The sequence below is a fragment of the Xylanimonas allomyrinae genome, assembly GCF_004135345.1.
In the GTDB taxonomy this organism is placed as follows: Bacteria; Actinomycetota; Actinomycetes; order Actinomycetales; family Cellulomonadaceae; genus Xylanimonas; species Xylanimonas allomyrinae.
The window spans coordinates 162,037-177,865 of sequence record NZ_CP035495.1 but is presented as its reverse complement, the minus strand read 5'-3'; the positions used below and the strand labels follow the sequence as shown (position 1 = coordinate 177,865).

Annotated in this window: 13 protein-coding genes and 2 pseudogenes; 11 read left to right on the top strand and 4 right to left on the bottom strand. The window is 74.1% G+C overall.

The window, feature by feature from the left end:
- The first annotated feature begins 48 nt into the window (after positions 1 to 48).
- From ET495_RS00765 to ET495_RS00735, 7 genes and pseudogenes are all read left to right on the top strand, one after another.
- On the top strand, positions 49 to 1,632 hold the full coding sequence (locus tag ET495_RS00765) for an acyl-CoA carboxylase subunit beta (RefSeq protein ID WP_245993216.1): 1,584 nt from the start codon (positions 49 to 51) through the stop codon (positions 1,630 to 1,632).
- A 76-nt stretch (positions 1,633 to 1,708) separates the two neighbouring features.
- Positions 1,709 to 2,239 (top strand): hypothetical protein, encoded by a 531-nt coding sequence (locus ET495_RS00760; protein ID WP_129201826.1) that lies wholly within the window; start codon positions 1,709 to 1,711, stop codon positions 2,237 to 2,239.
- Positions 2,236 to 2,478 (top strand): acyl-CoA carboxylase epsilon subunit, encoded by a 243-nt coding sequence (locus ET495_RS00755; protein ID WP_129201824.1) that lies wholly within the window; start codon positions 2,236 to 2,238, stop codon positions 2,476 to 2,478. Before ET495_RS00760 ends, ET495_RS00755 begins: the two co-directional genes overlap by 4 nt.
- Before the next feature lie 80 nt (positions 2,479 to 2,558).
- Positions 2,559 to 4,270 (top strand): annotated as a pseudogene (locus tag ET495_RS00750) (DUF885 domain-containing protein).
- A 24-nt stretch (positions 4,271 to 4,294) separates the two neighbouring features.
- Positions 4,295 to 5,215: an AEC family transporter gene (locus ET495_RS00745; protein ID WP_129201822.1), complete on the top strand. Its 921-nt coding sequence runs from the start codon at positions 4,295 to 4,297 to the stop codon at positions 5,213 to 5,215.
- A 34-nt stretch (positions 5,216 to 5,249) separates the two neighbouring features.
- The gene (locus ET495_RS00740) at positions 5,250 to 5,927 is read left to right on the top strand and encodes a Maf family protein (protein WP_245993215.1); all 678 of its coding nucleotides are present in this window, start codon (positions 5,250 to 5,252) and stop codon (positions 5,925 to 5,927) included.
- Between the two features lie 112 nt (positions 5,928 to 6,039).
- Positions 6,040 to 7,830 (top strand): ATP-binding protein, encoded by a 1,791-nt coding sequence (locus ET495_RS00735; protein ID WP_129201820.1) that lies wholly within the window; start codon positions 6,040 to 6,042, stop codon positions 7,828 to 7,830.
- A 35-nt stretch (positions 7,831 to 7,865) separates the two neighbouring features.
- On the opposite strand, the gene ET495_RS00730 is transcribed toward ET495_RS00735, so the two are convergent.
- Entirely contained in the window at positions 7,866 to 8,354 is a 489-nt protein-coding gene (locus ET495_RS00730) for a GyrI-like domain-containing protein (protein WP_129201818.1), read from the bottom strand.
- 85 nt (positions 8,355 to 8,439) lie between these two features.
- Complete coding sequence (locus ET495_RS00725; protein ID WP_129201816.1) at positions 8,440 to 9,816, bottom strand: MFS transporter; 1,377 nt, start codon at positions 9,814 to 9,816, stop codon at positions 8,440 to 8,442.
- 70 nt (positions 9,817 to 9,886) lie between these two features.
- Here ET495_RS00725 and ET495_RS00720 point away from each other — a divergent pair, with 70 nt between their 5' ends.
- The 4 genes and pseudogenes from ET495_RS00720 to efeB all read left to right on the top strand — a co-directional run bounded on the left by ET495_RS00720 (position 9,887) and on the right by efeB (position 13,956).
- On the top strand, positions 9,887 to 10,408 hold the full coding sequence (locus ET495_RS00720; RefSeq protein WP_129201814.1) for an NUDIX domain-containing protein: 522 nt from the start codon (positions 9,887 to 9,889) through the stop codon (positions 10,406 to 10,408).
- 97 nt (positions 10,409 to 10,505) lie between these two features.
- On the top strand, positions 10,506 to 11,363 hold the full coding sequence (efeU, locus tag ET495_RS00715) for an iron uptake transporter permease EfeU (protein WP_129201812.1): 858 nt from the start codon (positions 10,506 to 10,508) through the stop codon (positions 11,361 to 11,363).
- Positions 11,364 to 11,418: 55 nt separating this feature from the next.
- Complete coding sequence (gene efeO / locus ET495_RS00710; RefSeq protein ID WP_245993213.1) at positions 11,419 to 12,636, top strand: iron uptake system protein EfeO; 1,218 nt, start codon at positions 11,419 to 11,421, stop codon at positions 12,634 to 12,636.
- A gap of 64 nt (positions 12,637 to 12,700) precedes the next feature.
- Positions 12,701 to 13,956: pseudogene (gene efeB / locus ET495_RS00705) on the top strand (iron uptake transporter deferrochelatase/peroxidase subunit).
- 41 nt (positions 13,957 to 13,997) lie between these two features.
- On the opposite strand, the gene ET495_RS00700 reads toward efeB, so the two are convergent.
- Together ET495_RS00700 and ET495_RS00695 are read right to left on the bottom strand one after the other, a co-directional pair.
- Entirely contained in the window at positions 13,998 to 14,465 is a 468-nt protein-coding gene (locus ET495_RS00700; RefSeq protein WP_129201810.1) for a hypothetical protein, read from the bottom strand.
- 17 nt (positions 14,466 to 14,482) lie between these two features.
- The gene (locus ET495_RS00695) at positions 14,483 to 15,823 is read right to left on the bottom strand and encodes an NAD(P)H-quinone dehydrogenase (RefSeq protein ID WP_129201808.1); all 1,341 of its coding nucleotides are present in this window, start codon (positions 15,821 to 15,823) and stop codon (positions 14,483 to 14,485) included.
- Between the last annotated feature and the right edge of the window lie 6 nt (positions 15,824 to 15,829).

Below are 15,829 nucleotides of genomic sequence, written 5' to 3'. Positions count from 1 at the left end.
ACCCAACTACGCTCGGGAACTGTGAATGCCGCCACTGACAGTGTCACGGTGACCGCCACGGGCACCGCCGCCAAGATCGCCGACCTGGAGCGGCGGCGGGCCGCCGCCGTCACCGAGCCGGAGGCCGCCGCGCGGGCCAAGCAGAACGCGCGCGGCAAGAAGTCGGCGCGCGAGCGCATCGAGGCGCTGCTCGACGAGGGGTCGTTCGTCGAGCTCGACGCGCTGGCCACGCACCGGTCGCGCAACTTCGGCCTGGACGCCAAGCGCATCCCGGGCGACGGCGTCGTCACGGGGCACGGCACCGTCGACGGGCGGCAGGTGTGCGTGTTCTCGCAGGACTTCACGGTGTTCGGCGGGTCGCTGGGCGAGGTGCACGGGCAGAAGATCGCCAAGGTGCAGGATCTCGCGCTGCGCACGGGCGTGCCGATCATCGGCATCTCCGACGGCGGCGGCGCCCGCATCCAGGAGGGCGTGGCGGCGCTGACGCAGTTCGCGGAGATGTTCCGGCGCAACGTCGCGGCGTCGGGCGTCGTGCCTCAGATCTCGCTCATCCTGGGGCCGTCGGCAGGCGGCGCCGTGTACTCCCCCGCGCTGACGGACTTCATCGTCATGGCCGACGGCACGTCCAACATGTTCATCACGGGGCCCGACGTCATCCGGTCGGTCACCGGCGAGGACGTCGACTTCGAGACCCTCGGCGGCGCGCGCACCCACAACGAGAAGTCCGGCGTCGCGCACTACCTGGCGTCCGACGAGGACGACGCGATCGACTACGTGCGTCACCTGCTGGGCTACCTGCCGCAGAACAACCTGGGCGACCCGCCGGCGTTCCCGCCCGAGGACGACGTGCCGCTGGAGGCGACGGAGGACGACGAGGCGCTCGACGCCCTGATTCCCGACAGCGACAACCAGCCGTACGACATGCGCACCGTCGTCGAGACGGTGCTCGACCCGGACACGTTCCTCGAGGTGCAGCCGCTGTTCGCGCCCAACGTGCTGGTCGGGTTCGGGCACGTCGAGGGCCAGGCGGTGGGGATCGTCGCCAACCAGCCGATGTCGATGGCGGGCACGCTCGACATCGACGCCGCGGAGAAGGCCGCACGGTTCGTGCGCACGTGCGACGCGTTCAACCTGCCGGTGCTGACGTTCGTCGACGTGCCCGGCTTCCTGCCCGGGGTCGGGCAGGAGCACCAGGGCATCATCCGCCGCGGCGCCAAGCTCATCTACGCCTACGCCGAGGCCACGGTGCCCCTCGTCACCGTCATCACGCGCAAGGCGTACGGCGGCGCGTACATCGTCATGGGGTCCAAGCAGCTGGGCGCCGACGTCAACCTGGCGTGGCCGACGGCGCAGGTCGCCGTCATGGGCGCGGGCGGGGCGGTCAACATCCTGCAGCGGCGTGCGCTGGCCGACGTCGCGGCCGCGGGCGGCGACGTCGAGGCCGAGCGCAGGCGCCTCACCGAGCAGTACGAGGAGGCCATCGTCAACCCGTGGGACGCCGCCGAACGCGGGTACGTCGACGCCGTGATCCGGCCGTCGGAGACGCGCGGCCAGGTCGCGCGGGCACTGCGTGCGCTGCGCACCAAGCGGGCCGCGCTGCCGCCCAAGAAGCACGGGAACATCCCCCTGTGACCGCCGTTCCCGGTCACGATGCGCCCTGGCGCGTCGTTGCCGGGTCGAACCCGCCGATCCCGGAGAGAATCGCCCCATGAGCCACGAGGACACCACGCACGGCCCGGTCCCGCTCCCGGGTGTCGACCCTGCCCCGATGCACGACGCCGTGAACGCTCTGGCCGCGGCCCTGCACGACTACGTGGGCGCGGCCGTCGGCGTGCGGGCCGAGTTCGGGGCCACGGAGTCCGACGACGACCCGCGGATCCTCGCGCTCGAGAACCGGGTCGGCCAGCTCAACGCCGTCCTGTTCGACACGCTGCACGACGCGCTCGGCATCCACCCCGACCTCACGAGCTCGGTGTGGGAACCGGCGGGCGAGCACGACCACCCGCACGACCACGAGCTGCCCGTCGGCGCCGAGCGGGCCGAGGTGTACTACCTCGGGTTCGTGGTCGCCGCGCCGCCCGACGGCGCGGACATGACGCTCGACGGCGTCATCGACCTGCTCGACGAGGCGGGCGAGGAGGCGACGACCCGGCTCGCCGACGCCGGCTACGACGTCGTCGAGTGGGCGGCGTCGCGTGGTGCGGCTCCGGGGTTCGGCGACGACGAGGACGACGAGTGACGCCCGCCGTCCGGATCGTGCGCGGCGCACCCGACGAGGTCGAGGTCGCGGCGCTCGTCGCCGGGCTCGCCGCGGTCGCCGCGGCGTCGGGGATGCCCGACGACGCCGCACCGATCGAGGAGTGGACCAACCGCGCCCGGACCCTGCAGGGCCGCACCGCGGGCGTGACGGCCAGCAGCTTCGGCGGGCGCGAAGGCCGCCATCACGCCGACGCGTGGCGCTGGAGCCTGCGCGCCTGACGGAGCCGGACGGAGTCCGACGGCCGCGGCTGACAGGTCGCCCGGCGGCGCGCGCCCCCGACGGGTGGCTGTCAGGGGCGGTGGCTACGCTCACGCCCGTGACCACGCAGCAGCCACGCACCCCGTCCGCCATCGACGCCGTCGCCGACGACTACGTCGGCAAGGTCGCCGAGCTCGACCCGCTGACCGCCACCGCGGCCGGCCTGCCGGGCTACGACCACCTCATGACCGACCTGTCCCCGGCCGGTCATGACGCGCGCGCCGAGCTCGACCGGGCGACGCTGCGCTCGCTCGAGTCCCTGGAGCCCGCCGACGACGTCGACCGCGTGACGCTGGCCGCCATGCGCGAGCGCCTCGGGCTGGCCGTCGAGCTGCACGAGGCGGGCGAGCCGCTGGCCACGCTCAACAACATCGCCTCGCCGCTGCAGGCGCTGCGCGACGTGTTCGACATCATGCCCACCGGCACCGTCGAGGCCTGGGAGAGCATCGCCGCCCGCGTCGCCCTGCTGCCCGGCGCCGTCGACGGCTACATCGCCTCGCTGCGCGAGGCCGCGCGGCGCGGCAACGTCGCCGCCGTCCGGCAGGTGCACGAGGGCGTGCGCCAGGCGAGCGAGCTCGCCGGGGACGACTCGTTCTTCACCACCTTCGTCCGCGGCACGGACGCGGCCGCCGTGCTCGACGGCGCCCCCGCGGGCGCGCGGCTGCGCACCGAGCTCGAGCGCGGCGCGACGGCAGCCCGCGAGGCGTACGCGCGCCTGGCCGCGTTCCTCGGCGACGAGCTGGCGCCGCAGGCCCCGCAGGCCGACGCCGTCGGGCGCGAGCGGTACGGGCTGTTCTCCCGCCAGTTCCTCGGCGCGAGCATCGACCTCGACGAGACGTACGCGTGGGGGCTCGAGGAGCTGGACCGCATCGTGGCCGAGCAGACGGCCGTCGCACAGGAGATCGCGGGGCGGGAGCGAGCGTCGCCGACGCGGTCGCGAAGCTCGAGGCCGACCCGCGCTACCAGCTCCACGGCACCGACGCGCTGCGCACCTGGATGCAGCAGACCGCCGATCAGGCGATCGCCGACCTCGACGGCGTGCACTTCGACATCTCCGGGCCGGTGCGCACCATCGAGTGCCTCATCGCCCCGACCCAGAACGGCGGCATCTACTACACGCCGCCGAGCGACGACTTCTCGCGACCCGGCCGCATGTGGTGGTCGGTGCCCCCGGGCGTCACCGAGTTCGGCACGTGGCGCGAGAAGACGACGGTGTTCCACGAGGGCGTGCCCGGGCACCACCTGCAGTGCGCCGAGGCCGTCGTCGCGCGCGACACCCTCAACTCGTGGCGCCGCCTGCTGTGCTGGGTCTCGGGCCACGGCGAGGGCTGGGCGCTGTACGCGGAGAAGCTCATGGACGAGCTCGGGTACCTGAACGACCCGGGCGACCGGCTGGGCATGCTCGACGCGCAGCGCATGCGTGCCGCACGCGTCGTCTTCGACATCGGCGTCCACCTCGGGCTGGAGGCGCCCGAGCAGTGGGGCGGCGGCCGGTGGGACGCCGAGAAGGCGTGGCCGTTCCTGGCGGCCAACGTCAACATGGCCGAGGGCTTTGTCCGCTTCGAGTACAACCGGTACCTGGGCTGGCCCGGTCAGGCGCCGTCGTACAAGGTCGGCCAGCGGCTGTGGGAGCAGACCCGGGAGGCCGCCCGCGCGGCTGCTGGCGACGCCTGGGACGCCAAGGTCTTCCACGCCCGGGCGCTCGCGCTCGGGTCGGTGGGTCTGGACGTGCTGCGCGACGCGCTCGCCTGACCGGCGCGGCCGGGTCGGCGCTCCGTGGGAGGGATCCTCACCGGCTTCACGATCATCGGCGTCGTCGTCGCCGCAGGCTACGTGTGCGCCCGGCTGCGCATCGGCGGGCCGGGCGCGCAGGAGGCGCTCAACCGCATCGCGTTCTTCGTGGCCATCCCGGCGCTGCTGTTCACGGTCATCGCGAAGGCCGACCTGGGATCGCTGGTCCGCGCACCGTTGCTGGTGCAGGCGTCGGCCGCCGTGCTGTCCGCCGGGGTGTTCCTGCTGGTCGACGCGGCGCGCCTCCGCCTGACGGCGTCCGAGGCGACCGTCGGTGCCGTCGCGTCCGGGTACGTCAACGCCAACAACATCGGCCTGCCCGTCGCGGTGTACGTGCTCGGCGACCCGTCCGCGGTCGTACCGGTCATCCTGCTGCAGCTCCTGGTGTTCGCGCCGCTCACGCTTCTGGTGCTCGACGCCCAGACCTCGGGGCGCCTGTCGTGGCGGTTCGTGGTGGCCCAGCCGGTGCGCAACCCGATCATCCTTGCCTCGCTCGCGGGCGCGGTCGTCAGCGGGCTCGGGTGGACGGTGCCCGACATCGTCGAGCAGCCGCTGGTCATCCTCGGAGGCGCGGCCATCCCCATGATGCTCATGGCGTTCGGCATGTCGTTGCACGGGTCGCGGCCGCTGCGGCGCGGGTCGTCGCGCCGGGCGGCGGGGACGACGTCGCTCGTCAAGGCCGTCGTGATGCCGCTGCTGGCGTTCGTGCTCGCCCGGTTCGTGTTCCGGCTCGACGCGGACGCCGTGCGCTCGGCGGTGCTGCTCGCGGGGCTGCCGACGGCACAGAACGTGTACAACTACGCCGCCCGCTTCCGCCGCGGCGAGATCCTGGCCCGGGACACGATCCTCGTGACGACGCTGGCCTCGCCCGTGATCCTGTTGACCGCCGCCGCGCTGCTGCACTGAGCGGTGCGGGGTGCGAGGCGGCTAGGGTTCGCGTGTGCCGCACGTGCATCTCGTCCTCGCCTCCGCCTCGCCCGCCCGCCTGAGCACGCTGCGCTCGGCGGGCGTGCACCCCACCGTCGTCGTCTCCGGGGTCGACGAGGACGCCGTCCTCGCCGCCGCGCGTGAGCGGTTCGGCGGCCTCGACCCCGTCGACGCCGTCCTGGTGCTCGCGCAGGCCAAGGCCGAGGACGTCGCCCGCCGTGTCGAGGGCGAGGAGGCGACGGCCGACATGCTCGGCGCCCAGGTCGCCGACGCCGTCGTCGTGGGCTGCGACTCGATGCTCGAGCTCGACGGGGAGATCCTCGGCAAGCCCGCCGACGCCGACGACGCGGTAGCGCGCTGGCAGGCCATGCGCGGCCGCGCCGCCGTGCTGCACACCGGGCACTGGATCGTGGACCTGCGCGACGACGCGCGGGGCGGCACCGGCGCCACGCTCGGCGCGACGTCGTCGACCACGGTGCACTTCGCAGACCTCGACGACGACGAGATCGCCGCCTACGTCGCCACGGGCGAACCGCTCCACGTGGCCGGCGCGTTCACGATCGACGGCCTCGGCGGGCCGTACGTCGAGCGGGTCGAGGGCGACCACCACGGCGTCGTCGGCCTGTCGCTGCCGCTGCTGCGCGAGCTGCTGGGCGAGATCGAGGTCCCGTTCCGCGCGCTGCGCGGCTGACCTCGCCGGCAGGGCGTCGCCGCGACGTTTGGCGGAACCCTCCAAACGTCTGACGAGGCGCTTGGCGCGTTTGCAGCCGGTCTGCAGGCCCACGCCCGCGCTACCGTGAGCCGTGCCCATCACCAAGGTCCTCATCGCCAACCGCGGCGAGATCGCCGTCCGCGTCGCGCGCGCCTGCGCCGACGCGGGCATCGCATCGGTCGCGGTCTACGCCGATCCCGACCGTCAGGCGCTGCACGTGCGCCTCGCCGACGAGGCGTTCGCGCTCGGCGGCGCCCGGGCGCAGGACACCTACCTCGACGCCGAGAAGCTGCTCGACGTCGCCCGGCGCTCGGGCGCCGACGCCGTGCATCCCGGGTACGGGTTCCTGTCGGAGAACGCGGCCTTCGCGCAGGCCGTGATCGACGCCGGTCTCGTGTGGATCGGCCCGCCGCCCGCCGCGATCGAGACGCTGGGCGACAAGGTCAGCGCACGTCACGTCGCGCTGCGGGCGGGTGCCCCGCTCGTGCCCGGCACGCCCGACCCGGTGGCCTCGGCGGCCGAGGTGCACGCCTTCGCGGCCGAGCACGGCCTGCCGGTCGCCATCAAGGCGGCCTTCGGCGGCGGCGGGCGTGGCCTGAAGGTCGCGCGCACGTTCGAGGAGATCGACGAGCTGTACGACTCGGCGGTGCGCGAGGCGGTCGCCGCGTTCGGTCGCGGCGAGTGCTTCGTCGAGCGCTATCTCGACCGGCCCCGCCACGTCGAGACGCAGTGCCTCGCGGACGCCCACGGCACCGTCGTCGTCGTCTCGACGCGCGACTGCTCGTTGCAGCGCCGCCACCAGAAGCTGGTCGAGGAGGCGCCCGCGCCCTTCCTCAGCGCGGCGCAGGCCGCCCAGCTCGACCGGGCGTCGAAGGCGATCCTGCGCGAGGCGGGGTACGTCGGCGCCGGGACGTGCGAGTTCCTGGTGGGCGAGGACGGCACGATCTCGTTCCTCGAGGTCAACACGCGGCTCCAGGTCGAGCACCCGGTGACCGAGGAGGTCACGGGCGTCGACCTCGTGCGCGAGCAGCTGCGCATCGCCGACGGCGAGGCGCTCGGCTACGAGACCACCGAGGTGCGGGGCCACTCGATCGAGTTCCGCATCAACGGCGAGGACCCGGCCGCCGGGTTCCTGCCCGCGCCGGGCCGCATCTCGACGCTGCGCTGGCCGTCGGGCCCGGGCGTCCGGGTGGACACCGGCGTCGTCGAGGGCGACGTCGTCTCGGGCAGCTTCGACTCGATGATCGCCAAGGTCATCGTCACGGGGGCCACGCGCGCGCAGGCCGTCCAGCGCGCCCGCCGCGCGCTGCGCGAGCTCGAGGTCGAGGGCATCCCCACCGTCGTGCCGTTCCACCGCGCCGTGCTCGACGCCGAGGACTTCGTCCCCACGGACGGCGAGGCGTTCCGCGTGCACACGCGCTGGATCGAGACCGACTTCGCGGACGTGCTGGCGACGCTGGCCCCGTCTCCTGCACCGGAGCCCGAGGCCGAGGAGCTGCAGCCGCAGGCGGAGCGTGTCGTCGTCGAGGTGGGTGGGCGCAGGCTGGAGGTCGTGCTGCCGGCGGGCCTGGGAGTCGCGGCGGGCCGGGCGCGGACGGCCAACTCGCGCGGGGCCGCCGCCCGCAGACCGCCGGCGCGGCGCAACGGTGCGGCCCGGTCGGGCGCGACGGGCAACACCCTGACCTCGCCGATGCAGGGCACGATCGTCAAGGTCGCCGTCGAGGAGGGCGTCCAGGTGGCCGAGGGCGACCTGATCGTGGTCCTGGAGGCGATGAAGATGGAGCAACCGCTCCTGGCCCACCGCGCGGGCACGGTCACGTCTCTCCAGGCGTCCACCGGGGCGGGCGTGACCGCGGGCGCTCCGATCTGCGAGATCGTCTGACCGGTGCGAGGCGCCGCGCTCGTGGCGGGCCGCGGTCAGGCGAGGGGCTGGACGAGCTCGGTGGTCCAGGCGTCCTCGGGGGTCTGCGGGGGCAGGACGTAGACCTCGCGGGCCGTCGGCGTGGGCGTGTGGCCCTCGGCCTCGAGCCAGGCCATGAACGCCATCCACGCCTCGCCGACGCCGTCCATCCCGCCCCGGTAGACCGTGACCGCGGCGCGGTCGATCGCGGGCAGCGTCTGCACGTCGAGGCCGGGGACGGCCGTCGTCGTGTCGGCCACGGGGAACGCCACGGTGACGAGCACGCCCCTGGCCGGTGCCTCGCCGGGTTCGGTGGGGTCGTACTGCGCCAGGGGCGGCCCGGCGACGGCGACGCCGGCGACCTCGAGCAGCCGGGCGGCCTCGGTGAACATCGGCTCGACGACCGGCCCGATCTCCTCGCCCGTGTAGCCGGGCGCGGTGCGGGTCAGCGAGGCGACGTGCACCGCCGGGACGGCTCGCACCTGAGCGTCGATGGTGCTGGACATCCTGGCCCTCCTCCGGCTGCTGGTCCGTGCCGGGACAGGCGCGGGTACCTCCCGCGTCGTCGCAGCCCGCACCGGCCCTGACGGGTCACGGGCCGGTACGCCGATTGTCCTCTTCCCCGGGCGGATGGTCGTGCGCAACGGCCGCCGGCGCTCCTTCGGGCGCTCCGTCGGGCGCTCCGTCAGGCGCTCCGTCGGGCGCGACGTCCGGCGCGACGTCGGGCGCCCGTGCGACCTGACCGAGGGAGCGCCGCGCCGTCGGCACCGCGAGCAGCCCGGCGACGAACGCCACGAGCAGCACCCCGGCGACGACGAGCAGCGACTGGACGCTGAACCGGTCGGCCAGGGGCCCGAACACGACCATGCTGGCAGGCATCGCGACCGTCATGACGATGCCGACGAACCCGAAGACGCGCCCCTGCATCTCGGGCTCCACGGTCTCCTGGAGGATCGTCATGCTGGGGGCCGACATGGTCGAGAAGGCGACCCCGATGCCGAGGCCGAGCGTGAAGAACACCCACATGTTGCCCGACAGGCCCAGGCCGGCCGTGAGGACCCCCGCCACCAGCACCGACGCGACCACGAGCACCATGCGCCGTCGCACCCGCGGCCCGAGCACGGCCATGGCGACGCCGCCGCCCATCATCCCCACCGACCAGAAGATCTCGTTGGCCGTGAGCTTCCACACCTCGTCGCCGAACGTCCGGGCGACCATGAGCGGCGTGAGGTACGACGGCGCCCCGACGAGCACGAGGGTCACGCCGAACAGCACCATGAGCCAGCGCACGGTCCCGTGCCCGGCGATGTAGCGCACGCCCGCGGCGAGGTCGCCGACGTAGCTCGGGGGCGCACCGCCGTCGCCGGTGGGGCGGGCCAGGGTGGGCACGGGCACCAGGAGCAGCAGCCCGACGCCGACGAGCGCCGTGGCGACGTCGACGAAGAACACGGCCACCAGGTCGAAGCTCGCGTAGAGGGCGGCGGCCAGGACGGGTGCGAGCAGCATCATCCCGGACTGGATGGACTGGTTGAGGCCGTTGATCCGCAGGAGCTGGGGCTGCGGCACGATCTGCGGCACGAGCGCGCTGACCGCGGGGGTCTGGATTCCCGCGAACGCCGATCGCACGGCGAGCGCCGCGTAGATGACCCACAGGTCCTCGACCCCGGAGGTCATGAGCAGCGCGAGGCCGAGCGTGACCAGGGCGATGCACGTGTCCGACCCCATGATGAGGAGCTTGCGGTTGTGCCGGTCGGCCCAGACCCCGCCGAACACCGAGACGAAGGCCTGCGGCAGCATGCCGAAGACGATCGACCACATCATCACCGTGCCCGAGCGCGTGGTGAGCGTCAGGTGCCACATCACGGCGTACTGCACGAGCATCGAGCCGAGCAGCGAGACGGTCTGCCCGGTCAGGAAGACGGTGACGTCGCGCTTCCATGCGGGCGGGGCGGTCGGGTCGGTCGTCATGTGGTGCCAGACGCCGGGCGGGCCGCAGGATCATCGGTCACCGCACCATCGTGCCGCGTAGCCTGGCGGCATGCTCATCCCCGGCCGCGGCGCGGTCCACCGTCACGGTGGTGACGGCTGGGTCGCGTGCACCTTCCCGGGCGGCGACGACGCCGCCCACCGCCACTGGGGCCTGTTCGGCGCCGCGGGCCTGATGCTGGTGCGCCGCTCGCCCGAGGGCGTGGTGAGCGACGTCGTGCTGCAGCACCGGGCGCTGTGGTCGCATCACGGCGGCACGTGGGGCGTGCCGGGCGGGGCGCTCGACACGGGCGAGAGCGCCGTGGCGGGTGCGCTGCGCGAGTCGCGCGAGGAGGCCGGCATCGACCCGGCGCACGTGCGCGTGGTGGGCACGCACGTGCTCGACCACGGCGTGTGGCAGTACACGACGGTGGTGGGCGAGGTCGCCGACGGCGCCGACGTCGTCCCGTCGGCGAACGATCCGGAGAGCCTGGAGGTGCGCTGGGTGGGGGTCGGCGAGCTCGGTTCGCTGCGGCTGCTGCCCGCGTTCGAGGCGGCGCTGCCGGCGTTGTGGCGGGTCGCGGCCGGAGAATAACGCCACGGCGGCGTTGTGAAAATCCGATGTCGCCCGGTACTGTGCGATCCGGCGCCAAGGTAAGGCTTCCCTCACCCGCCGGACGTACTGGAGTGTCATGCTCGCGAACTTCCTCATCGGACTGCGCGAAGGCCTGGAGGCCTCGCTCGTCGTGGGCATCCTCGTGGCCTACCTCATCAAGTCCGACCGGCGCGAGCGCCTCCCCCAGCTCTGGTTCGGCATCGGCGCCGCCGTCCTGGTCTCGCTCGGCTTCGGCGCGCTGCTCACGTTCGGCCCCCAGGGCCTGACGTTCGAGGCGCAGGAGGCCATCGGCGGTTCCCTGTCGATCGTCGCCGTCGGGCTCATCACGTGGATGATCTTCTGGATGGGCAAGACCGCCCGGTTCCTCAAGGCCAACCTGCACCACAAGCTCGACGACGCCGTCGACGCCGGGCGCTGGGCCGTCGCCGTCATGGCGCTGCTCGCCGTCGGCCGCGAAGGCCTGGAGACCGCGTTGTTCCTCTGGGCCGGCGCACAGGCCACGGGCGCCTCGACGCGACCGCTGCTGGGCGCCGTGCTGGGGCTCGCCGTCGCAGTCGTGCTCGGCTGGCTCGTCTACCGCGGGGCCGTGCGGCTCAACCTGCGCACGTTCTTCTCCTGGACGGGCGTGCTGCTCATCGTCATCGCCGCCGGAGTGCTCGCCTACGGCGTCCACGACCTGCAGGAGGCGGGCATCCTGCCGGGGCTCAACGCCCTCGCGTTCGACGTGTCCGCGCAGGTCCCGCCGTCGTCGTGGTACGGCACGCTGCTCAAGGGCGTCTTCAACTTCTCCCCCGCCACCACGTGGCTGGAGGCCGTCGCCTGGGTCGCGTTCGCCGTGCCGACGCTCGTGGTGTTCGTGCGGACGGCGTTCGGCCGGCCCCGGCACCCCGCCCCGGCGACGACGCCGGCCGCGCAGCAGACCGTCTCCGCCTGACCTCATCCCGACGCACCACGCCCCGACGCACCACGCCCCGACCCGAAGGAACCCCGTGTCCCGCACACCCCGGCCCCTGACCCGATCGCTCCCGCTCGCCGCGCTCGCCGCCGCCGCGCTCGCCACCGGCGCGTGCACGCCCAACGACCCGGCCGCCGCGCCCGGCGACGGCGACGGACCCGCGACCGTCACGGTGAGCAGCACCGCCGACGCGTGCACGCTGTCGACCGACGAGGCGCCGTCGGGCAACGTCGTCTTCAACGTCACCAACGACGGCGACGACGTCACCGAGTTCTACCTGCTCGCCGAGGACGGCCTGCGGATCATCAGCGAGGTCGAGAACATCGGCCCCGGCCTGTCACGCGACCTCGTCCTCACGGCCAAGCCCGGCACCTACCAGACGGCCTGCAAGCCCGGCATGGTGGGCGACGGCATCCGCGCGGCCTTCACGGTGACCGACTCGGGCGCCGACGTCGCGCCGACGGGCGCGGTCGCCGACCAGATCGCCGCCGCGACGACGTCGTACGTCGCCTACGTCAAGGACCAGACCGAGCAGCTCCTGGCCGGCACGCAGGAGTTCGTCGCCGCCTACAAGGCGGGCGACGACGACACCGCCCGCGACCTGTACGCCCCCACCCGCGTCCACTGGGAGCGCATCGAGCCCGTCGCCGAGTCGTTCGGCGACCTCGACCCGCGCATGGACCTGCGCGAGGCCGACCTCGAGGACGGCCAGGAGTGGACCGGCTGGCACCTGCTGGAGAAGGACCTGTGGCAGCCCGCCCCCGAGGCCAACGGCGGCACCGCCTACACGCCGCTGAGCGCCGAGCAGCGCGCCCAGTACGCCGACCAGCTCCTCGCCGACACCCAGGAGCTCGACGCACGCGTCCACGCCGCCGACTTCCCCGACGCCATCGACGCCGCCGCGATCGGCAACGGCGCCAAGGGCCTGCTCGACGAGGTCGCCACCGGCAAGGTCACCGGCGAGGAGGAGATCTGGTCGCACACCGACCTGTGGGACTTCCAGGCCAACGTCGACGGCGCCCGCGTCGCGTTCGAGGACCTGCGCGACGTCGTCACCGCCAAGGACGCCGACCTGGCCACCCAGCTCGACACGCGCTTCGGCGAGCTGCAGACCCTGCTCGACGGGTACACGCAGGGCGACGGGTTCGTCGCCTACACCGACCTGAGCGAGACCCAGGTCAAGGAGCTCGCGGCAGCCGTCGACGCGCTGAGCGAACCGCTGAGCCGTCTGACGGCCTCGGTGGTGCTGTGACCGAGCACGACCCCGTCTCGGCGGGCGCACCCGCCGAGACCCCCGCGGCCCGTCCCGCCGCGCCCTGCTGGGCGCGGGCGGGGCGGGTCTCGCCGCGCTCGCGGCAGGGTTCGCGGGCGGGTTCGGCACCGGCCGCGCGACCGCGCCCGCCGCCTCCGCCGCGCCGGACCACGTCGTGCCGTTCCACGGAGCCCACCAGGCCGGCATCACCACCACCGCCCAGGACCGGCTGCACTTCGCCACGTTCGACCTCACGACGTCGTCGCGCGACGACGTCGTCGACCTGCTGCGCCGCTGGACGCTCGCGGCCGAGCGCATGACGCGCGGCCTGCCCGCAGGCGAGCTCGGCCCGGTGGGCGGCCCGTACGAGGCCCCGCCCGACGACACGGGCGAGGCGCTGGAGCTCACGCCCGGCAACCTGACGATCACGTTCGGGTTCGGGCCGTCGCTGTTCGCCGACGCCGACGGCCGCGACCGCTTCGGCCTCGCCGCACGCCGTCCCGCGCTGCTCGCGGACCTGCCGCACTTCCCGGGGACGTGCTGGAGGACGCGCGCTGCGGCGGCGACCTCGCCGTGCAGGCGTGCGCCGACGACCCGCAGGTCGCGGTCCACGCCGTGCGCAACCTGGCGCGCCTCGCGTTCGGCACGGCCCAGGTGCGCTGGAGCCAGCTCGGCTACGGGCGCACCGCGCGCACCTCGTCGGCGCAGACGACGCCGCGCAACCTGTTCGGCTTCAAGGACGGCACCGCCAACATCCTCGCGGAGGACGGCGCGGCCCTCGACGAGCACGTCTGGGTCGCGCCCGGCGACGACCCGGCGGCCGGCTGGCTCGCGGGCGGCACCTACCTGGTGGCGCGGCGCATCCGCATGACCATCGAGACGTGGGACCGCAGCTCGCTGCGCGAGCAGGAGACCGTCGTCGGACGCACCAAGGGCACGGGCGCTCCCCTGTCGGGCGGCCAGGAGACGACCGAGCCCGACTTCGCGCGTGCGGGGCGCGAGGGCACCCCGCTCATCGACCCGGCCTCGCACGTGGCCCTCGCACACCCGACGGCCAACGGCGGTGCGCGCATGCTGCGCCGCGGCTACAACTACACCGACGGTTCCGACGGCCTCGGCCGGCTCGACGCGGGCCTGTTCTTCCTCGCGTTCGTGCGCGACCCGGAACGCCAGTTCGTGCCGATGCAGAACACGCTCGCCAAGAACGACCTCATGAGCGAGTATCTGCGGCACACGGGGTCAGGCCTGTGGGCGGTACCGCCCGGCGTCGCGGACGGCCAGGGGTACGTCGGGCAGGGGCTCTTCGAAGGCGTCCCGTAGGGCTCGGGGCCCTGCGCACGCCGTCGCACCGCCGCGCCGCGTCAGCCGACCGCAGCCCGGACGACGACCTCGCCGCCCTCGACGCGCACGTCGGTGACCGTCAGGCCGGGCAGCCGCGCGGCCAGCAGCGCCTCGACGTCCACGACGACGCTCGCGTCGGGTCGGATCGCGATCGCGTCGTCCGGCAGCCCCTGGGCGGCGATCCGTGCCGAGAGCGGGCCGGCGAGCAGCCCGAGCAGCTTGCCGACCGGCAGCCCGCCGGCATGGGCCTCCACCTCGAGGGTCGCCCGGCCGTCCGCGAAGCCCAGCACGCGCACGTCGGCGCGCACGACGGGCGTCAGCCGGGCCGCGAGCTTGAGCGGCCCGGGGAGCTCGCCGAGCCTGCGCAGGTCGGCGGTGACGCGGACGGTGTCGGCATCGGCGGAGACCGACGTCACGAAGGACGGCAGTCCGGCGCCGCTCATCGAGGCCAGGCCGAGCGCTTCGGCGGGGGTCAGCTGAAGGAGCACCGTCCGATGCTACGCGGTCACGCGCCCGGACTGACCTGCCCGTGCAGTACGCGCGCGCCCTCCGCGATGGAACCGGACAGCGACGGGTAGACGGTGAAGGCGCTCGCCACGTCGTCGACCGTGAGGCGGTGCGCGACCGCCAGCGTGATGGGGAAGATCAGCTCACTCGCGCGGGGCGCGACCACGACGCCGCCCAGCACCACACCCGCCTCGGGGTGCGCGAACAGCTTGACGAACCCGTCGCGCATGCCGAGCATCTTGGCCCGCGGGTTGCGTGCGAGCGGCAGCGTCGAGGTCACGAAGCGGATGGCGTGCTCGCGCAGGTACTTCTCGCCGTACCCGACCGTCGCGATCTCGGGCTCGGTGAAGATGTTCGCCGCCACGCTGCCCAGCCGCAGCGGCTCGACGGCGTCGCCCAGCGCGTGCGCCATGGCGATGCGCCCCTGCTGGGCCGCGACCGACGCGAGCGGCAGCACGCCCGTGCAGTCGCCCGCCGCGTAGACGCCGCGCACCGACGTGCGCGAGACCCTGTCGACGACGACGTGCCCGCCCTCGCTCAGCTCGATGCCCGCCTCCGCGAGTCCCAGGCCCGCCGTCGCGGGCACCGCCCCGACGGCGACGAGCACGTGCGACCCCTCGACGACGCGCCCGTCGGCGAGCGTGACCGAGACGCCGTCGGCCGTGCGCTGCGCGGACGCGGCGCGCGACCGGGACATGACCTCCATGCCGCGCCCCCGGAACACTCCTTCGAGAAGCTGCGCGGCGTCCTCGTCCTCCCCCGGCAGCACGCGGTCACGCGAGGAGACCAGCACGACGTCCGAGCCGAGCGCGCGGTAGGCGCCCGCGAACTCGGCACCCGTGACACCCGACCCGACGACGACGAGCCGCTCGGGCAGCGTGTCGAGGCAGTACAGCTGCGTCCAGGTGAGGATCCGCTCGCCGTCGGGCATGGCGGTCGGCAGCGTGCGCGGCGTGGCGCCGACGGCGATGAGCACGGTGTCGGCGTCGAGCGTCGTCTCGGCGTTCGCGTCCGCGTCCGCGGCGACGGCGACGCGCGACGGCCCGGCCAGCCGCCCGTGCCCGGTGACGATCTCGACCCCCTCGCGCTCGAGCCGCGCCCGGATGTCGACCGACTGCGCGGCGGCGAGCTCGCGCACGCGCGCGTTGACGGCCGCCAGGTCGACGTCGGGCCGCGCCGCCGATGTGGCCGTGGTACCGCGCACGCCCAGCTCGGGTGCCGCCTCGGCGAGGGTCAGCCACTCGGCCGTCGCGATGAGCGTCTTGGACGGCACGACGTCGGTGAGCACCGCGGCACCGCCCAGCCCGTGCCGCTCGACGACCGTGACCCGCGCTCCCAGGCGCCT

Bases quoted from the DNA above. Each gene is read 5' to 3' on its own strand.
- ET495_RS00760 (WP_129201826.1), top strand. From the start codon at position 1,709: ATGAGCCACGAGGACACCACGCACGGCCCGGTCCCGCTCCCGGGTGTC.
- ET495_RS00730 (WP_129201818.1), bottom strand. From the start codon at position 8,354: ATGTCCAGCACCATCGACGCTCAGGTGCGAGCCGTCCCGGCGGTGCAC.
- ET495_RS00725 (WP_129201816.1), bottom strand. From the start codon at position 9,816: ATGACGACCGACCCGACCGCCCCGCCCGCATGGAAGCGCGACGTCACC.
- ET495_RS00720 (WP_129201814.1), top strand. From the start codon at position 9,887: ATGCTCATCCCCGGCCGCGGCGCGGTCCACCGTCACGGTGGTGACGGC.
- efeU (WP_129201812.1), top strand. From the start codon at position 10,506: ATGCTCGCGAACTTCCTCATCGGACTGCGCGAAGGCCTGGAGGCCTCG.